Below are 21,404 nucleotides of genomic sequence, written 5' to 3'. Positions count from 1 at the left end.
GGCCGGCCGGTTTCCGGCAAACAAGCCGTGGGAGCGACGGAAGTCGCGACGCTCGCGGGCGGAAAGGCGTCGCGACTTCGTCGCTCCCACAAGTCGCTCCCACGAGGTGGCAATCTGGCAGGCCATAAGCGCGAAAGCCCGACCGAGCGGCTCTCCCGACAAGCCGGAGCCACCGCGTAGAGCGGAGCCCGCTTTGTCGGCGCCGGAGCCCGGGACTGCGGAGCAAGCCTCGCGTTACACCCAGCCGGTCAGGTAATACAGTCCGACCACCGCGAACACCGTCAGCGTGCTGATCACGGTGATCGCGAAGATGTCGCCGTACGACTGGCGGTGGCTGAGCCCGGTGACGGCGAGCAGGGTGATCACGGCGCCGTTGTGCGGCAGCGTGTCCATGCCGCCGGAGGCCATCGCCGCGATCCGGTGCAGGACCTCCATCGGGATCCCGGCGGCCTCGGCGTTGGCGACGAAGCTCTCCGACATCGCCGCCAGCGCGATGCCCATGCCGCCCGAGGCCGAGCCGGTGATGCCGGCCAGCGCGGTCACCGTGACCGCCTCGTTGACCAGAGGGTCGGGAATGCCGTTGAGCGCATTGGCCACCATCAGGAAGCCGGGTAGCGCCGCGATCACCGCGCCGAAACCGTACTCGGACGCCGTGTTCATCGACGCCAGCAACGCGCCGCCGATGGCCGCGCGGGTGCCCTCGGCGAATCGCCGGGTGACCGGTTTCCAGGCCAGCAGCAGCACGCTGAGGATGCCGACCAGCAATGCGCCCTGCACGGCCCAGATCGCCGTCACCCGCGAGACCTCCTGCACCACCGGCGCGGCCTCGCCCATCACCGCCGGCACGAACGCGTGGCTGTCGCCGTACAGGCGCGGGATCAGCACGGTGAACAGCTTGTTGGCCACGCCCACCAGCACCAGCGGCGACAGCGCCAGCAGCGGGTGCCGGAGCTGCCCGCCGATGAAGGCCTCGGGCTCGTTGCGCAATTCGGTGCCGTAGCCCTCGCCGGCGGCCGCGGCGCGGCGCCGGCGCCATTCCAGGTACAGCATGCCGAAGGCGAAGATCAACACCGAGCCGACCGTGCCCAGCACCGGCGCCGCCCACGAGTCGGTGCCGAAGAACGCGGTCGGGATGATGTTCTGGATCTGCGGCGTGCCCGGCAGCGCCATCATGGTGAAGGTGAACGCGCCGAGCGCGATCGTGCCGGGGATCAGGCGCTTGGGGATCTCGCTCTGGCGGAACAGTTCCGAGGCGAACGGATAGACCGCGAACACCACCACGAACAGCGACACCCCGCCGTAGGTGAGCAGCGCGCAGACCACCACGATCGAGAGCAGCGCACGCCTCGGCCCGAACAGGCGGATGGTCGCGGCCACGATCGACTTGGAGAAGCCGGACAGCTCGATCAGCTTGCCGAACACCGCGCCGAGCAGGAACACGGGGAAGTACAACTTGAGGAAACCGGCCATCTTCTCCATGAACAGGCCGGTGAACATCGGCGCCACCAGGGAGGGATCGGTCAGCAGTACCGCGCCCATCGCCGCCGCCGGCGCGAACAGGATCACGCTGTGGCCGCGATAGGCGACGACCATCAGGAAGCTCAGCGCGCCGAGCACGATCAGCAGGGCCATTGCGGTTCCGTTGGAGAGGGCGGCCCCGCCAGTGTCCCGGCGGCCCGGTTCCGGGCCCATTGTCCGAAGGTACAAGTGCCGGCGCCGGGAGGTCGCCCTAGCCTTGCCGCGTGGCCCATGGTGGCCGGGCGCGGCGTAGCCGCAGACGCATCCGCGGGACCGACAGAGGGGAAACCAATGAAGCGCAGCACACTGAGCATCGCGGTCGCAATGAGCATGATGGCGTTCGCGGCGCATGCCCAGGAAGAGGCTGCACCCGCCCGCCCCGCGGCGCAGGTCGACGCCACCACGCTGGACGGGATCGTCGTCACCGCCCGCCGCCGCAGCGAGTCGCTGCAGGACGTGCCGGTGGCGGTGAGCGCCTTCGGCGAGGAGCAGCTCAAGGACCTGCAGGCCAACAGCATCGATGGATTGCAGGGCGCCGTTCCGAATCTCAACATCGTGCAGGGCCGCGGCTCGGCCAACAGCGTCAACGCCTTCATCCGCGGAATCGGCCAGCCCGATGCGCTGCAGACCTTCGACCCCGGCGTGGGCCTGTACGTGGACGACATCTACTATTCGCGCATCAACGGCGCGCTGTTCTCGCTGTTCGACGTGCAGCAGGTCGAGGTGCTGCGAGGCCCGCAGGGCACGCTCTACGGCAAGAACTCCACCGGAGGCGCGATCAAGGTCACCACCAAGAACCCGTTCGACGACGCCGGCGGGGCGGTCGAGCTCGCAGGCGGCGACCATGGACGCGCCGAGGGTCGTTTCTACGTCTCCGGGCAACTCAGCGACACGGTCGCCGCCAGCGTGGCCGGCGCCTGGCTCAATCACGACGGCTTCATCCGAGATCGCGACAGCGGCGCCTACTACAACGATGACGATACCCGCGCCCTGCGCGCCAAGCTGGCGTTCCAGCCCGGCGAAGGCTTCCGGGCGACGCTGTCGCTCGACCACACGAAGCAGGATGCGGCGCTGTCCATGGGCCGGCCTACCGCGCCGCTGATCCAGACCGATCTCGCACTCGGCCCGGTGGTGCTGCTGCCGGCGCCGACGGGCGAGTTCGATTTCACCGCGCGCACCTCGTTCGCGCCGGGACAGGGCCAGGACCTGAAGCACTCCGGTGCCTCGCTGGCGATGGAGTGGGACCTCGACCGGCAATGGACGTTGCGCAGCATCACGGGCTATCGCGAGCTGGAGACGAACTCCTTCATCGACATCGATGCTTCCGAGTACGAGCTCGGCGACGTGCTGGTGGCGCTCGACCAGGACCAGGTGAGCCAGGAGTTCCAGTTGCTGTACGACAACGGGGGCAACCTGCAGGCCACTTTCGGCGCGTACTACATGAAGGAGAACGTGCCCTCGTACCAGGAAGCCTACGCCGACGACCTGTTCGCGCTGGCCGGCACGCCGATCTCCTTCCTGCGCACCATCGGCGACGACCTGTCGACCGAGAGCGTCGCGGCGTTCGCGCACGCCAACTGGGAGTTCGTGCCGACCTGGACCCTCGCCGCCGGCCTGCGCTACACGCGCGACAGCAAGGACTACGATCGCAGCACCAGCACGTTCTGGGGCGCTCCCTTCGAGGGGCTGAACGAGACCGTGGCGTTCAGCGCGAAAAGGAGCTGGACCGCGGTGACGCCGTCCGTCAGCCTGCAGAAGGCCTTCAGCGACGACCTCATGGGGTACGTCTCGGCCAACCGCGGCTTCAAGTCCGGCGGTTTCAACGGCCGCGCCAACACCGCCTCCGATGCCGCCAATCCGGAGTTCGATCCCGAGTTCGTCTGGACCTACGAACTCGGCCTGAAGGCGAATTCGGCCGATAACCGGTTGCGCGGCAACGTGGCCGCGTTCTGGAGCGACTACTCGGACTTCCAGGCGCGCGTCTCCCAGGACGTCGGCACCTTTCCGGTGTTGAACGCCGCGGAGCTGGAGATCAAGGGCATCGAGTTCGAGGGCGTCGCCCTGCTGGGGCGGAACACCACGCTGAGCGGACAGCTCGGCTGGATGGACGCACAGTACAAGCGCTTCGACGACTTCCGCCTGGATCCCGACTACCCGGGCTACGATCCCAGCGTCAGCCACGACCACGTGCCGTTCTCGCCGGACTGGACCGCACGCATCGCGTTGCAGCAGGGGTTCCCGCTCGGCAACGGCGGCATGGTCAGCGTCGGCGGCGACGTCTCCTACCGCAGCCGCACCTGGCTCTCGGTCGACAACCGCGACAGCCTGTCGCAGGACGGCTACACCCTGGTCGGCCTGTACGGGGTCTGGGACTCGCCGCAGTACGTCTGGCAGGTGCGCGGCGGGGTGCGCAACCTCACCGACGAGACCTACAAGGTCGAGGGCCAGGAGTTCGCCAGCGTGGGCAACATCCAGACCGCCTACTACGGGTGGCCGCGCAACTGGTACGTGTCGGTGCGGTACAACTTCTGATCCTGCGCGGCACGGCCGACGGGCCGTGCCGTTTTCCGTCCGCAGCCATTTTGGCGCCGCAAGCGTTGTGGTCGGCCGCCGGCCCGGTCTCCAACTGTGGGAGCGACGGGAGTCACGACACCGCGTGGTCCGTGCCCGAGGATAGCCTGACCGCGGCCCGCTGCTATTCTCGTCGCGGTATGAGCACAGGCCGGCGCAGTATGGGGCGGGGGACCGATCAGGCCAGGCGGCGCCGATGCTGAGCGTCGGCGTGGTGGTGCTCGCGGCCGGCCTGTGGCTGGGATTGATGTTCGCCGCGGCGCTGTTCGGCGAGCGGCACCCGGGCGTGTTCGCGAAGCACTGGCGGCACGTGTACGCGCTGTCGCTGGCGGTGCACTGCACCTCGTGGACCTTCTACGGCACCGTCACCCAGGCGGCGCGCTACGGCTGGCCGCTGCCGCCGACCTTTCTCGGCGCGATCGTGTTCTACACGGTGGCGTTCGCCTTCATGACGCGGCTGGTGCGGCTGGCCCGCGAGAGCAACGCGACCTCGCTGGCCGACCTGATCGCCACCCGCCTGGGCAAGGACGCGTGGCTGGCGGCCACGATCACCCTGGTCGCGGCGCTCGGGCTGATCCCCTACATCGCATTGCAGCTCAAGGCGGTGGCGATGAGCTTCGCCACGCTCACCGGGACCGTCGTCAGCGATCTTGCCGACGTACCGCCCTGGCGCGACAGCGCGCTGTACGTGGCGCTGGCGATGGCGCTGTTCACCATGCTGTTCGGCACCCGCCGCGCCAGCGCCGCCGAGCACAACCGCGGCCTGGTGCTGGCGATGGCGTTCGAGTCGCTGTTCAAGCTGGCGGCGATGCTGGCGCTGGGGGCGTTCGTCTGGTTCGCGCTGGATCCGTTGCCGAACGTGCCGCCGCCGCCGCCGCAGGACGTCGGCGGCTTCGTGCCGCTGGTCCTGCTGGGCGGGCTGGCGATGTTCATCCTGCCGCACCAGTTCCACGTCGCGGTGGTGGAGTGCCGCGACGAACGCGACGTGCGCACGGCGCGCTGGCAGTTCCCGCTGTACCTGCTGCTGATCGCGATCCCAGGCCTGCCGCTGGCGCATGCCGGCATGGCATTGCTCGGCGATCGCGTGCCGTCGGACATGTACGCGCTGGCGGTGCCGCTGTCGCAGGGCGGGGAGGGGATCGCGCTGTTCGCGTTCCTCGGCGGGTTGAGCGCGGCGACCGGCATGGTGATCGTCAGCACCCTGACCCTGAGCCTGATGATCGGCAACCATTGGTTCGCGCCGGGCCTGCTGCGCGGGGCGTGGTCGCGCGGGCAGGGCGACGATCATCGCGGCGGGCTGCTGCTGCTGCGGCGCGCGGGCATCGTCGTGATCATGCTGCTGGCCTGGGCCTACAGCCGCCTGGTGGGCGACAGCGATGCGCTGGCGGACATCGGCGCGGTGTCGTTCTCGGCGCTGGCGACGCTGGCGCCGGCGCTGGCGTTCGCGGTGTGGCGGCCGCAGACCTCCGCGCGCGCGGCGACCACCGGGGTGCTGGCGGCGTTCGCGGTTTGGGCCTGGGTGATGCTGGTGCCGGCATTCGCACGGGCCGACGCCATGTGGCTGGCCGCGGGCCCGCTCGGGCTGGGTTGGCTGGCGCCGGATGCGTTGTTCGGGCTGACCGGCTGGAGCCGGCTGGGACGCGCAGTGGGCACGACGCTGTTCACCGGCACGCTGGCCACGCTGCTGGTCGCGGCGCTGGACCGGCGCGAACGGCGCGGCCCGCGGCGGGGCGCCGACCTGCGGACGCTGCGCAATGCCGGGCGCCGGTTCCTGCCCGGGCGTGTGGTCGATGCGCTGCTGCAGGATGCCCCGGCCCAAGGCCCGGTGCCGGCGGCGCTGGAATCGCGCCTGGAGCGGGAACTGTCGGCTGTGCTCGGCAGCGCCTCGGCGCGGCTGCTGCTGGATGCGGCCCGGCGCGAGGCCGGGCCGGACCTCGACACCGTCGCCGCGATCGTCGGCGAGGCATCGCAGGACCTGCGCTTCAACCAGCGCGTGCTGGAAGCGGCGCTGGAGAACATGAGCCAGGGCATCAGCGTGGTCGATGCCGAACTGCGGCTGGTGGCCTGGAACGCGCGCTACGCCGAACTGTTCGGCTACGCGCCGGACCTGTTGCGCGTGGGCGTGCCGGTGGCGGACCTGGTGCGCTTCAATCTCGGTCGCGGCCTGCTCGGCACGGTGTCGGTCGAGGACGAGGTGCGCAAGCGCCTGCGACACATGCGTGCGGGCACGCCGTACGTCGCCGAGCGTCGGCTCCCCAATGCGGGCGCACGCGGCGACTGCGCTGTCGAGGAGATCGCCGCCGAGGGCATCACCGTCGAAATCCGCGGCAACCCGATGCCCGGCGGCGGCTTCGTCGCCACCTTCACCGACGTGACCGCCTTCCGCAGCACCGAGCACGCGCTGCGCACCGCCAACGAGACCCTCGAGCAGCGCGTGGCCGAACGCACCGCCAGCCTCGACCAGGCGCGGCGCGAGGCCGAGCGCGCCAACGATGCCAAGAGCCGCTTCCTCGCCGCGGTCGGACACGACCTGCTGCAGCCGCTGCATGCCGCGCAGCTGTTCACCGACTCGCTCGCGCAGCAGCTCGACGATGCGTCCCGCCGCGGCCAGTTGCGGCAGATCCGCGGTGCGCTCGATTCCACGAGCGGCCTGCTGACCGGGCTGTTCGACATGTCGCGGCTGGAGGCGGGCGGTTTGGCGCCGCAACCGCGCGAGTTTCCGCTGTCCGAGGTGCTCGATCCACTGGCGTCGGAGTTCCGCGCGCTGGCCTCGGAGCAGGGGCTGGGCTTCCGTTACCGGCCCACCCGTGCATGGACGCGCAGCGACCCGCAGCTGCTGCGCCGCGCGCTGCAGAACTTCCTGGCCAATGCCGTGCGCTACACTCGTTCCGGCGCGATCCTGCTGGGCGTGCGCCGCGGGGACGGCGGCGTGTTGCGGGTGGAAGTGCACGATACCGGGCCGGGCATCCCGGCACCGCAGCGCGCGCCGATCTTCGAGGAGTTCCGTCGCGGCGAAGGCGTCGGTGGTCAGGGGCTCGGCCTCGGCCTGGCGATCGCCGACCGGATCGCCCGGCTGCTGGCGGCGCCGCTGGGATTGCGCAGCGAAGTCGGGCGCGGCACCGTGTTCTCGCTCACGCTGCCGCGGCTGCCGGCGCGGCCAGCGCCGCAGTCGGGCACCGCGCGCCCCGCGCTGCCGGGCACTCGGGTGCTGGTGGTCGACAACGATGCCGATGCGCTTCAGGCGTTGGCCGGACTGCTGCGCGGATGGGGCTGCACGATCGCCGCCGCCGGCGGCGGCACGGCCGCGGCGGACGCGATGCAGGCCGATCCGGCGGCGCTGTGGCTGTTCGATTACCACCTCGACGACGGCGACACCGGGGTCGGCCTGCATGCACGTCTCGCGGCGCGTTTCGGGCCGCGGCCGACGCTGATCCTGAGCGCCGACGACGGCAGCGGCGTCCGCCGCGACGTGCTCGACAACGGACTGGCGCTGTTGAACAAGCCGGTGCGGCCGTTGGCGCTGAAGTCGGTGCTGGACCGCTTGCTGGCGAGCCGTGCGTAGGCGGGGCAGGAACGAGGAACGAAAAACGAGTGGAGCCGCTTTGACTCGTTCCTCGCTTCCTTCACTCTACAATCGCGCTTTCGCCCCCGCACCCGCTGCCCATGCCCTACACCCCGATCGTCGCCACCCTCGGCTACGTGTTGTCGCCAGATCGCCGCGAGGTGCTGCTGATCCATCGCAACGCCCGCGACGACGACCACCATCTCGGCAAGTACAACGGCCTGGGCGGCAAGCTCGATCCGGACGAGGACGTGGTCACGGGGATGCGCCGCGAGATTCGCGAGGAGGCCGCCATCGAGTGCGAGGAACTGCAGCTGCGCGGCACCATCAGCTGGCCCGGGTTCGGCAAGGCGGGCGAGGACTGGTTCGGTTTCCTGTTCCTGGTGACGCGCTTCAGCGGCGCGCCGCTCGCCGGCAACCCGGAGGGGACGCTGGAATGGGTGCCGGTCGAACGCATCCTGGAACTGCCGCTATGGGACGGCGACCGCCATTTCCTGCCGTTGGTGTTCGACGCCGATCCGCGCGCCTTCCACGGCGTCATGCCCTATCGCGACGGCGGCATGCTGTCGTGGACGTATTCGCGCATCTGATCGCGCCAGGCAGTCGTTTCCGCTGCGGTGAGATCAGACCCGTCGCCACGGGCGGTGCAAACAGGCAGCCGGGCCCTTCGCAATGGACTCACCAACCATCCATGCTTGAAGCGTCGGCTATTCATCGGCGGCACCCGTGGCGACGGCCCATTTCTCACCGCAGCGGAAACGACTGCCTGGCGCGACCGGGGAGTAGTCGGTCGACCGCAGCGTGCGGTCCTCGATCTCGCCGACGAACCGGCCGTGCTCGCGACCGGTCACGCGCTTGATCTCCGCCCATTCCTCGTCGGCCATGAACCGCTCCCAGCTGTCGCGCATGGTGCGTTCGTCCGGCCATTCGAGCAGATAGACGAACTCGAGCCGGCCCTCCCGCCGCGATTCCCACATCGCGATGATCTCGAAGCCGTACTTCTCCATGATGCGCGCGGCGTGGTCGCGGAACCGGTCGTGGAACGCGTCGCGGGTGTCGTCGAAGATCTCGTAGATGCGCAGCTGCTGGACCGGCCCGGCCTGTTCCACGGCGGCGCCGGCGGAAAGCGGCGCCACGACGAGCATGAAGGGGGCGAGGGTGCGTGCAAGCGAACGCAGGAGTCGGGGGGCGGAGAACGCGGTCGGCATCGGTGGGCTCCGGTGGGTGCGGGTGCGATGCCGGAGACCGTCATTGCGCCGGCGAAGTTCCCGGCCGCGACCCGTCCACTGCATCGGCTTCGACCCGCCGCGCGGGATCGCCGATCTCCAGCTCGCGCAGGATCACGCCCGCGTGGGTGCGGTTGCGGACATCGAGCTTTTCGAAGATCGCCGACAGGTGCGCCTTCACCGTGCGCTCCTGCACGTCGAGGCGATCGGCGATCTGCTTGTTGAGCAGCCCCTGCGCGACCAGGGTGAGCACGCGGAATTGCTGCGGGGTGAGGCGGGCCAGCCGCGCGGCGAGATCGGCGTCGTGCGGCAGCGAGTCGGCGCGCTCCACCGGTCCGCGCAGCGCCGGCGGCAGCCACTGCTCGCAGGCGAGCACGCTGCGGATGGCCTGGCGCATCTCGTCCAGGCCGGCGCTCTTGGGAATGTAGCCTGCGGCGCCGTGGTCGAGCGCGCGGCGGATCACCTGCGGATCCTCGTTGGCCGACACCAGCGCCACCGCCACCGCCGGGTACTGCGCGCGGATCGCGGCCAGCCCCGCCAGGCCGTGGTTGCCGGGCATGTGCAGGTCGAGCAGGACCAGGTCGATGTCGCTGCGCGCATCGAGCGCGGCGATGACGCCGTCGAAGGTGTCGGCTTCCTCCACGCGCATGTCGGCCACGGCTTCGGCCGCTGCGCCGCGCAACGCGGCACGGAACAGCGGATGGTCGTCGGCGATCAGGAGGACCGGCATCGGGCGATTGTAGGCGCGGAGAACGGGGCTGGAAATCGGAAGTCGGGAATCCCGGAGCAGCCACGCAGCCGTCCGGCGCCAGCCGGAACCCATTTCGATCTGCTCGCAAGCAACCGGATTCCGCCCGCGCCGGAACGACGGACACATGCGTCGGTGTTCTCCGGCGCCGTCCGCCCCGGCTGGTACCAAAGTACGATGCCGGCGGCCGTCGCCGCTGCTAAGGTCGGCGGCATGAGCCGAAATCCCGCGAATACCGTCGTCCTGGCCGCAGCCGTGCTGCTGGCGGCCTGCACCACCGGCCAGCAACGCGCACCATCGGAGCCCGCCATGTTCACCGACCGGCACGCCAGCACCCACCGCGACGGCGACGACCTGCTCAGCGCCGGGCTCGGGCTCGAGGGCCTGCGTGCGATGGCGGCGCCGGCATTCGCCGATCCGGAGCGGCCGACGCTCGACGAACGCCGCCGCCGCGCGATCTGGAGCAGTTGGCGCGGCATCGCCGACCTGGTGCCGGGCGGCGGCTACGGCGACGTCTACGGCAGCGTCGCGGCCGTGCCCGGCCGCGAGTTCCACGCGCTGGCCGCGCTGCCCGGCGCGCGCCATCCCCACCGCGTGCTGCTGCAGCTGCCGGACGACTTCGACGCCGGGCGCCGCTGCGTGCTGGTGAGCGCCTCGTCCGGCTCGCGCGGCATCTACGGCGCGATCGCGGTCGCCGGCGCCTGGGGACTGCCAAGGGGGTGCGCGGTCGCGTACACCGACAAGGGCGTGGGCAGCGACTACTTCGACCTCGACGCCGGGCTCGGCATCGACGCGGATGGCGCCGTGGTTCCGCGCGAGCGGGCGACGGCGTTCGCACCGGATGCCCCGGCATCGGCATCCGGCGTCGCCTTCAAGCACGCGCATTCGCAGGACAATCCCGAGGCCGACTGGGGCCGCCACGTGCGCCAGGCGGCGGAGTTCGCCCTGCGTACGCTCGACGAGGCGCTGCCGCAGGCGGCGCCGTTCACGTTCGACAACACCCGCATCATCGCGGTCGGCATCTCCAACGGCGGCGGCGCGGTCCTGCGCGCGGCGGAACTGGACGGCGACTGGCTCGATGGCGTGGTCGCCGGCGCGCCGAGCGTGCTGTCCGGCGGCGACGGTGCGCGTGCCCTGTACGACTACACCACCGAGGCCGCGTTGTTGATGCCGTGCGCGCTGGCGCACCTGGACGATCTGCCGCAGTCGCCGTTCACGGCCGTGAACCAGCCGCAGCGCGCGCCGCGCTGCGCCACCCTGAAGCAGACCGGCCTGGTCGACGGCGACGACACCGCCGCGCAGGCGCGTTCGGCCTGGCGGCGGCTGCGCGACGGCGGCTGGAGCGAGGCGGCGATCCGTGCCGGGGCGCTCTCGGTCGAGTTCGACCTGTGGCGCGCGGTGGCGGCGACCTACGCCTCGGCCTACGGCCGCTACCGTGCCGGGGAGCATCCCTGCGGTTTCGGGTTCTCCGCGCAGAACGCCGATTTCACGCCGCGCGTCGCCACCGCGGCCGAGCGCAACGCCTGGTGGAGCGATGCCAGCGGCATCCCGCCGGGCGCGGGCGTCGGCATCGTCGATCCCGGGCTGGCGCCGCCCGATCCGACCCTTCCGGGCCTGCAGTGCCTGCGCGCGCTCTGGGACGGGCAGAGCGCCGACGCCGATCGCGTCCGCGAGGGCGTGGAAGCGGTGCGCGCCGGCCTGCCGCGCGCGGGGCTGCCGGTGCTGGTGGTGCATGGCCGCGACGACGGCCTGATCCCGCTCGCCTTCACCAGCGCGCCTTATGTTGCCGCCGCCCGGTCCGCCGGCCGCGATGTCCGCTTCTGGCAGGTGCGGAACGCGCAGCATTTCGACGCCTTCCTCGGGCTGCCGGACTACGGCGCGCGCTACGTGCCGCTGCTGCCGTACGTCTATGCGGCGCTAGACCGGATGGCGGCGCACCTCGATGGCGAGGGTGCGCTGCCGGCCGATGCCGTCATCGGGGCCAGGCCGTGGAAGGCCGGCGAGGCGCTGGACGCGGGAGCGCTGGCGATCCCCTGACCGCGACGAGCAGGTTCCGGATGTAGAAGACGTAGGAGCGACGGAAGTCGCAACTCGGCGCGGTTCGAAAGCGTCGCGACTTCCGTCGCTCCCACACCGGCGCCACCGTTAGAACGCCCGCAACGGCGGCTCCAATGCGGGAGCAGTGGCGGCGTGCCGCCGCCACCCGCACAAGGGCCAGCTCCTGCGACTGGCGGCGGCATGCCGCTTTTGGCAGTCTGGCGGCGACGCCCCAAGGACCCGCGCCCATGCCGGCTCCCCGCCATTTCTCGATGTTGCGCGAGTTCCAGCTCGCCGACTGGTTCACCCTCGGCAATGCGTTCTGCGGCACCGGAGCGGTGTTCGCGGCGATGCAATTCCTTCAGGACGGTGTGGTCCGCGACCTGGCGACCGGCATGGCGCTGATCCCGCTGGCGTTCGTGTTCGATGCGCTGGACGGCCGCATCGCCCGCTGGCGCAAGGTCGCCTCCACCCTGGGGCGCGAACTGGATTCGCTGGCGGACGTGATCTCCTTCGGCGTGGCGCCGGCCGCGCTCGGCTATGCCTGCGGGCTGCAGGGCGGCTGGGACTGGATGGTGCTGAGCTACTTCGTCGGCTGCGGGGTCAGCCGGCTGGCGCGCTACAACGTCACCGCCGAGCAGCTGGCCGGCGGCGGGGACAAGGTGAAGTATTTCGAGGGCACGCCGATCCCGACCAGCCTGGCGATCGTGATCCTGCTGGCGGTGCTGGCCGGGAGCGGCCGCATCGGTGCGCAGCTGTGGCTGGGCGTCTGGCAGATCGGGCCGTGGCAACTGCATCCGCTGGTGCTGGTCTACGCCCTGTCCGGGACCCTGATGATCAGCAAGACGGTGCGCATCCCCAAGCCATGATCGCCGTGTCACGGCGACCACGTGCCCGATTGCTATGATCCGGACACCAGTTCCGGAGGGCGGCATGGCGAACAGCGAACCACAGGGCGGCGCGGCGGCCGCCGATTTCGAAAGCCTGGCGCGGCAGTACTGGAACGCCTGGGGCGACGCCCTGCGCAGCGCTTCGCCCGATGCCGGCGCGCAGGGCGCGCAGGCGCTGCAGGACGCGATCGGCCGGTGGGCGCGCATGGCGCAGGGACAGGCGCAGCCGGGTGCGGCCGACGATGTCGTCGGCCGGCTCGATGCCCAGGCGCGGCAGTGGTATGCGCAGATGCAGCAGGTCGCGGCGCAGTTCGCCGGGCGCGACGGCAGCGCCGCGGACGTGGTCGACGCCTGGAAGCGCGCGCTCGGTGCCGCCGGCGTCAACCCGTTCCCGGAGATGTTCCGGAGCATGCGCGGCCCGGGGCTGCACGATTTCGAGCACTGGATGGAACAGGCGGCGCCGCTGCTGCGTGCCTGGCGTGCGCAGGGCAGCGACCTGCTGGACCTGCCGACGTTCGGTTTCGCCCGCGAGCACCAGGAGCGCTGGCAGCGGTTGGTGCAGGCGCAGCTGGAACTGCAGCAACGGACCGAGGCCTACAACGCGCTGATGCTGAAGGCCTCGCAGCAGGCCTACGCCCTCCTCGAGCGCCGGCTCGCCGAACGCGAGCAGCCCGGATTGCAGATCGAATCGCCGCGCGCGTTGTTCGACTTGTGGATCGAGGCGGCCGAGGAAGCCTATGCGGAGGTCGCGTTGTCGCCGGAATTCCGCGACGCGTACGGGCACCTGGTGAACGCGCAGATGCGCGTGCGCGGCGCGGTGCAGCGCGAGGTCGAGCAGCTGTGCAGGCTGTTCGACATGCCGACGCGCAGCGAGCTCGACGGCGCGCACCGCAAGATCGTTGAACTGGAACGGCAGGTGCGGCGGCTGCGCGACGCGGTGGTTCCATCGTCGAGCGCGTCGCCGGAAGCCGTGCCGCCGCGCAAACCGGCAGGGGCGGCAAAGGCGGGCAAGCCGCGCAAGTCCGCTGCCCGCAGCAGCCGGCCCGCCGCGGCGAAGCGCACTGCCAAGGCGGCGCCGGGCAAGCCGGCGGCCAGGGAGGCGCCGCCGCAAGCCGCCGGCGCCGGGCGGCGGGTAACGACACGTCCGTCGCAAGGCGATGCGAGCAGTCCCGCCCGGCGCGCGGCGGGCCGGGCCAAGCGCTCGGCCTCCGCCGTCACCGGCAAGCCATCTTCCAGGTCCGCTGCGATGAAGAAGACCACCAGGAGCAAGCGCTGACATGCACGGCCCGCTCGACATCAGTGCCAAGGCCATGGCCGACGAGGCCCTGCGGATGCAACAGAAGCTCGCCGCCGGCCTGCAGACCCTGCGCGAGGTCGACGACGTCGACTACGGCGCCACCGGGCGCGAGGAAGTCTGGCGCGACGGCAAGGTGGTGCTGTACCGCTTCCGTGGCGAGGGCGCACCGACCGCGCAGGTGCCGCTGCTGATCGCCTACGCCCTGGTCAACCGGCCGTACATGGTCGACCTGCAGGCCGACCGCTCGCTGGTCAAGGGATTGCTGGCGCGGGGCGAGGACGTCTACATCATCGACTGGGGCTATCCCGACCGGTCGGACCGTTTTCTCACCCTCGAGGACTATATCGAGCGTTTCATCGGCGGCGCGGTCGACCACCTGCGCGGCAGGTTCGGCATCGGTGCGGTCAACCTGCTCGGCATCTGCCAGGGCGGCACGTTCTCACTGTGCTACGCGGCGCTGCACCCGGACAAGGTGCGCAACCTCATCACCATGGTCACGCCGGTGGACTTCCACACCGACGACAACATGCTGTCCAACTGGACCCGCGACATCGACGTCGACCTGTTCGTCGACACGCTCGGCAACGTGCCGGCCGACCTGATGAACCTGTGCTACCTGACGCTGAAGCCGTGGCGCCTGTTCGTGCAGAAGTACATCGGCCTGGTCGACATCCTCGACGACCGCAAGGCGGTCGAGGACTTCCTGCGCATGGAGAACTGGATCTTCGACTCGCCCGACCAGGCCGGAGAGGCCTTCCGCCAGTTCATCAAGCAGTTCTACCAGGGCAACGGTTTCGTCGAGGGCGGCATCGTCATCGGCGAGAACGAAGTGCACCTGGGCATGGTCGAGATGCCGGTGCTCAACATCTTCGCCGAGCAGGATCACCTGGTTCCACCGTCCGCATCGCGGCCGCTGCAGGGGCTGGTCGGCAGCGACGATTATTCCGAGCTGTCGTTCCGTGGCGGCCACATCGGCATCTACGTTTCCGGCCGCGCGCAGAAGGAAGTGCCGACGGCGATCCACGACTGGCTCGCAGCGCGCGCGCCCTGAATCTCGCCGGCGCCGGGCGCGGGCTTGCTGCCACGCGCCTCTCGCCGGCCTTCGCGCTAGACTCGTCTGCAACACAGCCATTGCGAGCGAGATCATGAACCAGCCTGCCACCCTGTCCCGGTCGATCAACGACCGCGTCCTCGCCGGCGTGCTGGGCGGGATCGCCCGGCGCTTCGGCTGGAGTTCGACCTTGCTGCGGGTGCTGTACGTGGTGGTGTCGATCCTGTCCGCGGCGTTCCCGGGCATCCTCGTCTACCTGGTGTTGTGGCTGGTGATGCCGGAAGGCGACTGAGCGCCGCGCCGCGCATGGGCCGCACCGCGTCGGTGCTGCTGCGCGTCCTCGGCATGCTGTGGACGGCGCCCAACACCGGCCTCGGCCTGATCGCCGGAAGCGCCGGCCTGCCGTTCGGCGCTCGCGTGCATTTCGACCCCCACACGGTAGCGCTCGTGTTTCATCGCTGGCCCTGGGGGCCGGGCGGAGCGATGACGCTCGGCAATACGATCCTGCACACCGGCGAGACCCTCGATGCGCCGTGCCTGACCTATGCGCACCGCGCCGGCCACTGCGAGGAGCCGCCGGTCCGGATCGGCGACCATGAACGCGCCCATGTCTACCAGTACATGGCGCTCGGCCCGCTGTTCCTGCCGCTGTACCTGGCCTGCGGCGGCATCAGCGTGCGCAACCGCTTCGAGCGCGCCGCCGACCGCTACGCGCAGACGGGCCGGGGCTGGTGGCCGTGGTGAGGGCGGCCGATGAAGTCGCCGACGAACGGTCGCCCTGTTTTACGCCCGGCTAACAGGCATCGCGGTAACCTGCACGCGTCGAAGAAAAAGCGAAAGGCGCAAGCCGGACGCAATCGCTTCGACAGGAAGGCTCAGCCGATCGGGGTCAAACCCGAAAGACTGGGCCTTCTGCTTTTGTGCGACACAACCACGGTCCAGGGGAGATGGAGGCGAAGACTCCCTGTTTACGCAAGGCCTGATTGCTTGAGGGGGGACGTTCAGAGAGCGGGCGCGCTGACATGACGCGGCGATCCTCGCTCATGTGGGAGTGCCCGATGGGAGCGACGGGTGTGGGAGCGACGGGTGTGGGAGCGACGGAAGTCGCGACTCCGGGAAGGGTGACGTGCCGCCGTCACTCGCATCGAGGCGCCCATGCGCTCCCGCTTCTATTGCGGAGGCGCATCCGCGTGCCCCGCGGCCAGAGCAGGCTCGAGTTTCGCCGTGCCGTAGCCGCCCCGCAGCACCGGTTCCGCGATCCAGTCCGCCAGCAGGCGCAGGTAACCGTCCGGATGCCGCAGCGGGATCCGCTCGCCGTCCTCCTCGGCGAATTCGTAGATGCCGTGGTCGGTCCCGGGAAATACCGCCAGGTCGACCGGCCGCCCCTGCGCCTGCAGCGCGCGCAGGCGGCGCAGCGTCTCGGCGTTCGGCGCCTCCCGGTCTTCCGCGGCGATGATCCACAGCTGCGGCACCGCCAGTTCGGCCAGCACCGGTAGCGGCTCGTAATCCCAGCTGGTGCCGACGTCGTAGCGCATCGCGATCCATCGCGCGGCCCACTGCGGCATCCAGCCCGGGAACTCCAGGATCCTGCCGGTGAACTCGCCGCGGATATCGCCGAACCACGCCTCGTCGCCATAGGCGCGGCGCACGGCGTCCAGTTCGTCGAAGCCCCGCGTGAACCCCGAAGCCATCAACAGTCCCGTTGCATCGGTCACCTCCCGCGCCTTGGCCAGCACGTCCTCGCCGTGGCCGGCGTCGCGCAGGTCGTTCATGACCTGCTCGCGATCCTCGGCGAGCGCGCCCTCCGCCAGGCCGAACGTCGCCACGGCGTAATCCACGCGGGAACGCGACGCCGCCAGCGGGGCGATCCAGCCGCCCTGGCTTCCGCCCACGTAGCCGGTGCGGGAGAAGCCGTCCGGCGCCAGCCGCAGCGCCTCCTTCAGCGCCGCGACGGCGTCATCGGCGAGCACGCGGAAATCCTGCGTGTATTCGCCTTCGGAACCGCCGGTGCCGCGCTTGTCGTAGACGAACACGGCCACGCCCTGCGCCGGAAGCAGGTACTGCAGCGGATAGATGTCGACCGCGGAATAGCGCTCCGAACCGTGCACGAGTACCGCCAGCGGGACCGGCGCGTCGCTGTCCGCCGGCAATACCAGGCGTCCGCGCATCGTCAGGTCGCCGCTGCGAAAGCGCGTGTCCTGCGTCGGCAGCGCGATCTTCTCCGCCTTGCCCGATGGGCCGCCATCGATGCGGAACTGCATGGTGCCGGCGTCGCAAGGCTCGAACGTCGCCGTCGCCACCGCTGGGCCGTGCTCGCGCCAACCCTCGCGCGCCGACAGTTCCGCGTCGTCGCCGGATGTCTCGAAAAGGCCGCTGCGTCCGTCGAGCAGGCGATAGCGCAGTCCGCCCTCGACCGGCGACAGCGACAGGATTTCGCCGCTTTCCATGCGCCAGGCGCCGGCCTGGCAGGCGATGGCCTCGGGCAGGGGCGCGGTGGTGGCGTCGCGATCGGCGCAGCCGCCCAGCAGCAGGGCGGCCGCAACCGCGGCGATGGCGATCAGAGCAGAGGCGGGCAGTCGGGTCGGCATGGGCATGAATGCGAGCGGGCCAGGGCACCAGACTAACGTGCCACAGGGTGCCGATCCTGTGCCGAAAGAGAGGATTTGCGGGTGCCGAAGGTCATCGGATGCGTTAGGCTCGAGCTTCCTCAAGGAGAGGGCAGCATCATGAGCGGGTTCCGCGACGACACTCCGCCCTGGTCCTTCTTCGTCCCGATCGCGCTGGCCGTCATCGTCGGCGTGCTTGCCGCCGACGCGATCCGCTATGCGGTGATGACGGTGTTCGCCGGGCACGACGCACCGCTTGCCGAGACCGCGCCACGCGATGCGGCAGAGCCGGATGTCTCGCCCTTCGCCGCAAATGGTGAGGCATCGCCGGGCCCGGACGTCGACGCTGCCGACCAGGACGCCGCGAGCAGCCCGCGGGCCGAGTCAGTCAACGCCACACAACTGTCGGAGGCCGCGGCCGGTGCCGACCCGAGTGAAGCTGGAGCCGATGCCGTCCTGGTGCCGGCGGCCTCCAGTGCGCTTCAGGAACTGCCGGGGCCGCTCAGCGCCCGCCGCGACGGCAACAACGCTACCTGCATCAACGGCACCGTGGCCTATCGAAGCGGCAACGGTTGGGAACAAAGTCTCGAGAACGACGCACCGATCCGCTGTACCGCGACCTCGCCCTGAGGCCGCTGGCGCTGCCCGGCCGACTCGCATGGCCAGGCAGGTTGTCCGGTCGAATCTGCGCGTGCGTTGCACGGATCCGAAGCGTCACCGTTTTCGGGAAAACAAGCTTCGTGCGGGACGGGTCTTCGAGTTATCCGGCCGGCACGTACGAGCGCTTGTCACGTCGTGCGGGTCAGTGCCGCCACCGACCCGCCCAACGCCCGGGCATTCGGTCCGAAACGCCGTTCCGCGAACACGATCCGCCCGCGTTCCACCAGTACCACGCTGCTCGAGCGCGTGCCGTAGGTTTCGCCCAGGACGAAGGGCGGCGACAACGCCCGCTCCAGTTCCAGCCCGATGCCGGTGTCCGGCAGCGACGTGTCCGGCGCGGTGGCCGTGTCGGCGAGGGCCGCGAAAAGCGGTTCGATCAGATCGGGATCATTTGCGGGATCGGCGCTGTTCGGCAGCGATTCCAGCCAGGCCGTCAACGCCCGGGTCGCATGCCCGCTCTTGGGCCAGGCCGCGTCGAAAGCGCCGTTCGACATGGCGTGGACGCCCGGCGCCACTGGCGCATGCATGGCCGGATGGTTGCTGGCGAAGGCGAGGGCATCGCCGTCCCACACCAGCAGGTTGAAGCGCCCGTACTCGTGTGCGAGAGGCTGCAACGCCTCGACGTACTGACCGGCCGGTGTGTCGCCACGCGTGAAATCCCGCACCAGCCATCCGCGCGACCGCGGCGCCGCCTCCGCCGCAAGACCTTCCCTGACGTTCGTCACCGCCGCCAGCCGCCCCCGCGTCGACACTTGCAGCCAGCTGCCGCCTCCCACCAGATCCCGGCCACCGTAGACATCCGGCGCCTCCGGATCGGCTTCGGCTGCCGCAGCCGGTCGCGCATGCGACTCGTCGCGATTGGCGATCAAGGCCAGCGGAAAGCGGGGATGGATGTTCCAGGCGATGGCGATCAGGCACATGGAGTACATCCTAGCCCGGTCGCCGAGGAAGCGAGGCGACCTTCTCGGTTTGTTCATTCATGGGCCGGCGTCAGCGGCAGAGCAAGCTCCTCAGGGCCGCAGTATTCCGTAAGTGCCGGATTTCCATCCGGAGGGCCATACGCCGAGCGCGCCGAATCGAACGCAACGGTGTACTTTCGCGTCCCGGTTTCGCCTTTGCCTTCATCAAAGCATGCCCGGCTGACCTGCAGATCGGCCCAGGTTCCCCTGGCCTCTCTCGGCCGGACATCAGTGAAGAAATCGTCGAGTACCTTGACGCTGAATCCTCCCGGACAGCTTGTGAATCCCATAAAGTGCACGACGTCGTGCATGCCGTAGGCGCCTGAAAAATCCTTGATCAGATAATCTTCCCGGCCGTCAAAGTTAAGGTCGAGACTGGCGTGGATGAATGTCTTACCGAATTCAAAACTGTAGAGACAGTCCCCCAAGCCATCCACGCGGCAGATGCTGGCGTGTCGATCATCGCCGACTTCAATTGCCATCCGAATTTCATGGTCAGCCGTCGAGCAAGGATCCATGCGTCGAGTAATATCCTTTCCGGTTGCGTGTCCATCTGATCGCGCAACCGGTGTGCAGGCGACCAACACGAGCACAGCCAGCGCGCTTACAGGAAGTTTCATGGTCATGCACCTAGATGCGTGCGATAAAGCGAAGGCAATATGCTCTGTTCAGTAGAGAGATACAGCGAAAAGATCCTCAAGGGAGCGTCTTCACGGCGATCTCGTGATGCGAGCTCTTGTTGAGCCCCCAGAAAGTCAATGTTTTCTGGTTGGCCTCCGCGGTTGTAGGTGCAAATTCGAATCCGGCGATTGAAAAGATCACACGGTAGTCTGGTGAAAGAAACGTGATGGATAGGTTTCCCGTCATTTCATCGTCTTCTCCTGTCCTGCATCTGACAATGTAATGCCCTGCGTAAGCCAGGCCTGATGGATGCTCGCAGTCGGCAGAGTTGCTTGTTTCGCCGAGCCACGGTAGGGACGAGGAGTAAGTGAGCAAGTGCTCGTCGCTGATAGCGTGTTCTATAGACTCGATGGATGCCTCGGATCGGCCTCTGCAGTAGGTCCCGACCGATACGGTGGTCATGTCCGTGATGGATTTCACATAGCTGCAATCGATGATGAGGTCGTCCTGCTCGACGCTGACGATCGGAGTAATCGTCTTGTATTTCGAGCGGGACGAGAATGTCTCGTGGACAATTACGTATCTGCCTTCTGAAGGTCCATCGATGTAGATAAAGTTCGAGCCATGATTTGCGACGATGTCCTTCGCAATGGCGATTTCCTTGATCCTGTCCAGATCCTGCGCGACGTGGGTTCCTTCGTCTTCGACTGCAGACGCGGTCCATGAAGGAGAGGGTAGCGAGCCCGTATTGCCGCGAGTCGTGACGTTCTGACAATTCAGCAGGAAAATGGAGAGAGCGGACGTGACCAGCAGGGAGAGGTTCGAGGGCATTCTCGGCATCAGCCATCAATCATTCGTTACTGATGCCATTGTATGCTAAAGCAAAATATAGCCAGTCTTTAGCAACAATGGCTTTGCTGAGGCGATTGTCTGATTTTATGAAATTTACAAATGATTCCAGGTGATTCTATGCGACTTCAAATGACACGTCCGACGAGGCAGATCATGTTTCTGGAGAACTCTCCAGCTTGCACACCTGATCTCGAACGGATTCATCCGGGATCTGGCGAACCATCGACACGACCTCTTCTGAAACGAGATCCCGCATTGGAATGCCCTGTTTGACTTCGCAGAGGTAAATTACGTTCTCGCGATTCTTCCAGTCTGATACCTTGTAGACAGTTCTGGAAAGCTCCCACTCGTTGTTCGAGTAAGAAATGTAATGTGTTGCGACATCCATTCCTTTTGGGAAAAATGTTTCTATGGAGACAACCTCGCCATCTTCAACATCTCCCGTGGCCTGCTTGATTTCCCCAAGGATTCTGCCGCCGTCTTCCGTAAGATTCGTACTCACAAGCGCAGTGCGATAACCGCCCTCTGTGCTTTTGAAGAAGATCAGTTCATTGCCACGGTTCCGGGCGTTGCTGACGACCTTGTCGAGCGCCCCGTCCATATCGATATCCGCATCGACAACTACGTAAAGGTCGCTGTCCACGTATGCTTCGAGCGCCCCACCTAAATCGCTCGACGCATGACCAGACTCCTGCAAGGCCTGCTTTGCTTCGACCGCAGGGATGCCGTCGTCCGTTTGAGTAGAAGTCGTCGCATCGCAAGATGCGATGAGAATTGACGCGGCCGCAGAGAAGAATACAAGCATT

19 protein-coding genes are annotated in these 21,404 nt (G+C 68.5%); 10 read left to right on the top strand and 9 right to left on the bottom strand.

The features are described from left to right. Positions 1-234: 234 nt before the first annotated feature. The gene (locus tag U3649_RS13570; protein WP_407351843.1) at positions 235-1,632 is read right to left on the bottom strand and encodes a GntP family permease; all 1,398 of its coding nucleotides are present in this window, start codon (positions 1,630-1,632) and stop codon (positions 235-237) included. 177 nt (positions 1,633-1,809) lie between these two features. Here U3649_RS13570 and U3649_RS13565 point away from each other — a divergent pair, with 177 nt between their 5' ends. From U3649_RS13565 to U3649_RS13555, 3 genes are all read left to right on the top strand, one after another. Further along, on the top strand, positions 1,810-4,050 hold the full coding sequence (locus U3649_RS13565) for a TonB-dependent receptor (RefSeq protein WP_407351842.1): 2,241 nt from the start codon (positions 1,810-1,812) through the stop codon (positions 4,048-4,050). A 235-nt stretch (positions 4,051-4,285) separates the two neighbouring features. Next, positions 4,286-7,651, top strand: coding sequence for a PAS-domain containing protein (locus U3649_RS13560; RefSeq protein ID WP_407351841.1), 3,366 nt, complete (start codon positions 4,286-4,288; stop codon positions 7,649-7,651). A 101-nt stretch (positions 7,652-7,752) separates the two neighbouring features. Further along, positions 7,753-8,241 carry an NUDIX hydrolase gene (locus U3649_RS13555; protein ID WP_407351840.1) on the top strand — a complete coding sequence of 163 codons (489 nt, stop codon included), beginning with the start codon at positions 7,753-7,755 and terminating at the stop codon, positions 8,239-8,241. 117 nt (positions 8,242-8,358) lie between these two features. Here the strand turns inward: U3649_RS13555 and U3649_RS13550 are convergent, their stop codons facing one another. Both U3649_RS13550 and U3649_RS13545 read right to left on the bottom strand, forming a co-directional pair. Continuing rightward, positions 8,359-8,859, bottom strand: coding sequence for an NIPSNAP family protein (locus tag U3649_RS13550; RefSeq protein WP_407351839.1), 501 nt, complete (start codon positions 8,857-8,859; stop codon positions 8,359-8,361). A 40-nt stretch (positions 8,860-8,899) separates the two neighbouring features. Further along, on the bottom strand, positions 8,900-9,607 hold the full coding sequence (locus tag U3649_RS13545; RefSeq protein ID WP_407351838.1) for a response regulator: 708 nt from the start codon (positions 9,605-9,607) through the stop codon (positions 8,900-8,902). A gap of 231 nt (positions 9,608-9,838) precedes the next feature. On the opposite strand from U3649_RS13545, the gene U3649_RS13540 reads away from it, so the two are divergent. The 6 genes from U3649_RS13540 to U3649_RS13515 all read left to right on the top strand — a co-directional run bounded on the left by U3649_RS13540 (position 9,839) and on the right by U3649_RS13515 (position 15,644). Beyond that, the gene (locus U3649_RS13540) at positions 9,839-11,662 is read left to right on the top strand and encodes a 3-hydroxybutyrate oligomer hydrolase family protein (protein ID WP_407351837.1); all 1,824 of its coding nucleotides are present in this window, start codon (positions 9,839-9,841) and stop codon (positions 11,660-11,662) included. A 248-nt stretch (positions 11,663-11,910) separates the two neighbouring features. Further along, complete coding sequence (locus U3649_RS13535; protein WP_407351836.1) at positions 11,911-12,531, top strand: CDP-alcohol phosphatidyltransferase family protein; 621 nt, start codon at positions 11,911-11,913, stop codon at positions 12,529-12,531. A gap of 64 nt (positions 12,532-12,595) precedes the next feature. Beyond that, positions 12,596-13,828: a class III poly(R)-hydroxyalkanoic acid synthase subunit PhaE gene (phaE, locus tag U3649_RS13530; protein ID WP_407351835.1), complete on the top strand. Its 1,233-nt coding sequence runs from the start codon at positions 12,596-12,598 to the stop codon at positions 13,826-13,828. 1 nt (position 13,829) lies between these two features. Then, on the top strand, positions 13,830-14,900 hold the full coding sequence (locus U3649_RS13525) for a class III poly(R)-hydroxyalkanoic acid synthase subunit PhaC (protein WP_407351834.1): 1,071 nt from the start codon (positions 13,830-13,832) through the stop codon (positions 14,898-14,900). A gap of 94 nt (positions 14,901-14,994) precedes the next feature. After that, on the top strand, positions 14,995-15,192 hold the full coding sequence (locus tag U3649_RS13520) for a PspC domain-containing protein (protein WP_407351833.1): 198 nt from the start codon (positions 14,995-14,997) through the stop codon (positions 15,190-15,192). Between the two features lie 14 nt (positions 15,193-15,206). Continuing rightward, positions 15,207-15,644 (top strand): hypothetical protein, encoded by a 438-nt coding sequence (locus U3649_RS13515; RefSeq protein WP_407351832.1) that lies wholly within the window; start codon positions 15,207-15,209, stop codon positions 15,642-15,644. 425 nt (positions 15,645-16,069) lie between these two features. On the opposite strand, the gene U3649_RS13510 is transcribed toward U3649_RS13515, so the two are convergent. Beyond that, positions 16,070-17,488, bottom strand: coding sequence for an alpha/beta hydrolase family protein (locus tag U3649_RS13510; RefSeq protein WP_407351831.1), 1,419 nt, complete (start codon positions 17,486-17,488; stop codon positions 16,070-16,072). A gap of 138 nt (positions 17,489-17,626) precedes the next feature. On the opposite strand from U3649_RS13510, the gene U3649_RS13505 reads away from it, so the two are divergent. After that, the gene (locus U3649_RS13505) at positions 17,627-18,136 is read left to right on the top strand and encodes a hypothetical protein (protein WP_407351830.1); all 510 of its coding nucleotides are present in this window, start codon (positions 17,627-17,629) and stop codon (positions 18,134-18,136) included. 158 nt (positions 18,137-18,294) lie between these two features. On the opposite strand, the gene U3649_RS13500 is transcribed toward U3649_RS13505, so the two are convergent. From U3649_RS13500 to U3649_RS13480, 5 genes are all read right to left on the bottom strand, one after another. Next, entirely contained in the window at positions 18,295-19,086 is a 792-nt protein-coding gene (locus tag U3649_RS13500) for an NRDE family protein (protein ID WP_407351829.1), read from the bottom strand. Positions 19,087-19,139: 53 nt separating this feature from the next. Next, positions 19,140-19,751, bottom strand: coding sequence for a hypothetical protein (locus tag U3649_RS13495; protein ID WP_407351828.1), 612 nt, complete (start codon positions 19,749-19,751; stop codon positions 19,140-19,142). Between the two features lie 70 nt (positions 19,752-19,821). Further along, complete coding sequence (locus tag U3649_RS13490) at positions 19,822-20,577, bottom strand: hypothetical protein (protein ID WP_407351827.1); 756 nt, start codon at positions 20,575-20,577, stop codon at positions 19,822-19,824. A gap of 19 nt (positions 20,578-20,596) precedes the next feature. After that, entirely contained in the window at positions 20,597-20,707 is a 111-nt protein-coding gene (locus U3649_RS13485) for an N-acetylmuramidase domain-containing protein (protein WP_407354623.1), read from the bottom strand. A gap of 42 nt (positions 20,708-20,749) precedes the next feature. Continuing rightward, entirely contained in the window at positions 20,750-21,403 is a 654-nt protein-coding gene (locus U3649_RS13480; RefSeq protein ID WP_407351826.1) for a hypothetical protein, read from the bottom strand. Position 21,404 lies beyond the last annotated feature (1 nt).

It is taken from the genome of Luteimonas sp. R10 (assembly GCF_045689605.1).
In the GTDB taxonomy this organism is placed as follows: Bacteria; Pseudomonadota; Gammaproteobacteria; order Xanthomonadales; family Xanthomonadaceae; genus Luteimonas.
The sequence above is the reverse complement of the archived record's forward strand: the minus strand, read 5'-3'. Positions and strand labels throughout refer to the sequence as shown.

Bases quoted from the DNA above. Each gene is read 5' to 3' on its own strand.
- U3649_RS13570 (WP_407351843.1), bottom strand. From the start codon at position 1,632: ATGGCCCTGCTGATCGTGCTCGGCGCGCTGAGCTTCCTGATGGTCGTC.
- U3649_RS13565 (WP_407351842.1), top strand. From the start codon at position 1,810: ATGAAGCGCAGCACACTGAGCATCGCGGTCGCAATGAGCATGATGGCG.
- U3649_RS13560 (WP_407351841.1), top strand. From the start codon at position 4,286: ATGCTGAGCGTCGGCGTGGTGGTGCTCGCGGCCGGCCTGTGGCTGGGA.
- U3649_RS13555 (WP_407351840.1), top strand. From the start codon at position 7,753: ATGCCCTACACCCCGATCGTCGCCACCCTCGGCTACGTGTTGTCGCCA.
- U3649_RS13550 (WP_407351839.1), bottom strand. From the start codon at position 8,859: ATGCCGACCGCGTTCTCCGCCCCCCGACTCCTGCGTTCGCTTGCACGC.
- U3649_RS13545 (WP_407351838.1), bottom strand. From the start codon at position 9,607: ATGCCGGTCCTCCTGATCGCCGACGACCATCCGCTGTTCCGTGCCGCG.
- U3649_RS13540 (WP_407351837.1), top strand. From the start codon at position 9,839: ATGAGCCGAAATCCCGCGAATACCGTCGTCCTGGCCGCAGCCGTGCTG.
- U3649_RS13535 (WP_407351836.1), top strand. From the start codon at position 11,911: ATGCCGGCTCCCCGCCATTTCTCGATGTTGCGCGAGTTCCAGCTCGCC.
- phaE (WP_407351835.1), top strand. From the start codon at position 12,596: ATGGCGAACAGCGAACCACAGGGCGGCGCGGCGGCCGCCGATTTCGAA.
- U3649_RS13525 (WP_407351834.1), top strand. From the start codon at position 13,830: ATGCACGGCCCGCTCGACATCAGTGCCAAGGCCATGGCCGACGAGGCC.
- U3649_RS13520 (WP_407351833.1), top strand. From the start codon at position 14,995: ATGAACCAGCCTGCCACCCTGTCCCGGTCGATCAACGACCGCGTCCTC.
- U3649_RS13515 (WP_407351832.1), top strand. From the start codon at position 15,207: ATGGGCCGCACCGCGTCGGTGCTGCTGCGCGTCCTCGGCATGCTGTGG.
- U3649_RS13510 (WP_407351831.1), bottom strand. From the start codon at position 17,488: ATGCCGACCCGACTGCCCGCCTCTGCTCTGATCGCCATCGCCGCGGTT.
- U3649_RS13505 (WP_407351830.1), top strand. From the start codon at position 17,627: ATGAGCGGGTTCCGCGACGACACTCCGCCCTGGTCCTTCTTCGTCCCG.
- U3649_RS13500 (WP_407351829.1), bottom strand. From the start codon at position 19,086: ATGTGCCTGATCGCCATCGCCTGGAACATCCATCCCCGCTTTCCGCTG.
- U3649_RS13495 (WP_407351828.1), bottom strand. From the start codon at position 19,751: ATGACCATGAAACTTCCTGTAAGCGCGCTGGCTGTGCTCGTGTTGGTC.
- U3649_RS13490 (WP_407351827.1), bottom strand. From the start codon at position 20,577: ATGCCCTCGAACCTCTCCCTGCTGGTCACGTCCGCTCTCTCCATTTTC.
- U3649_RS13480 (WP_407351826.1), bottom strand. From the start codon at position 21,403: ATGCTTGTATTCTTCTCTGCGGCCGCGTCAATTCTCATCGCATCTTGC.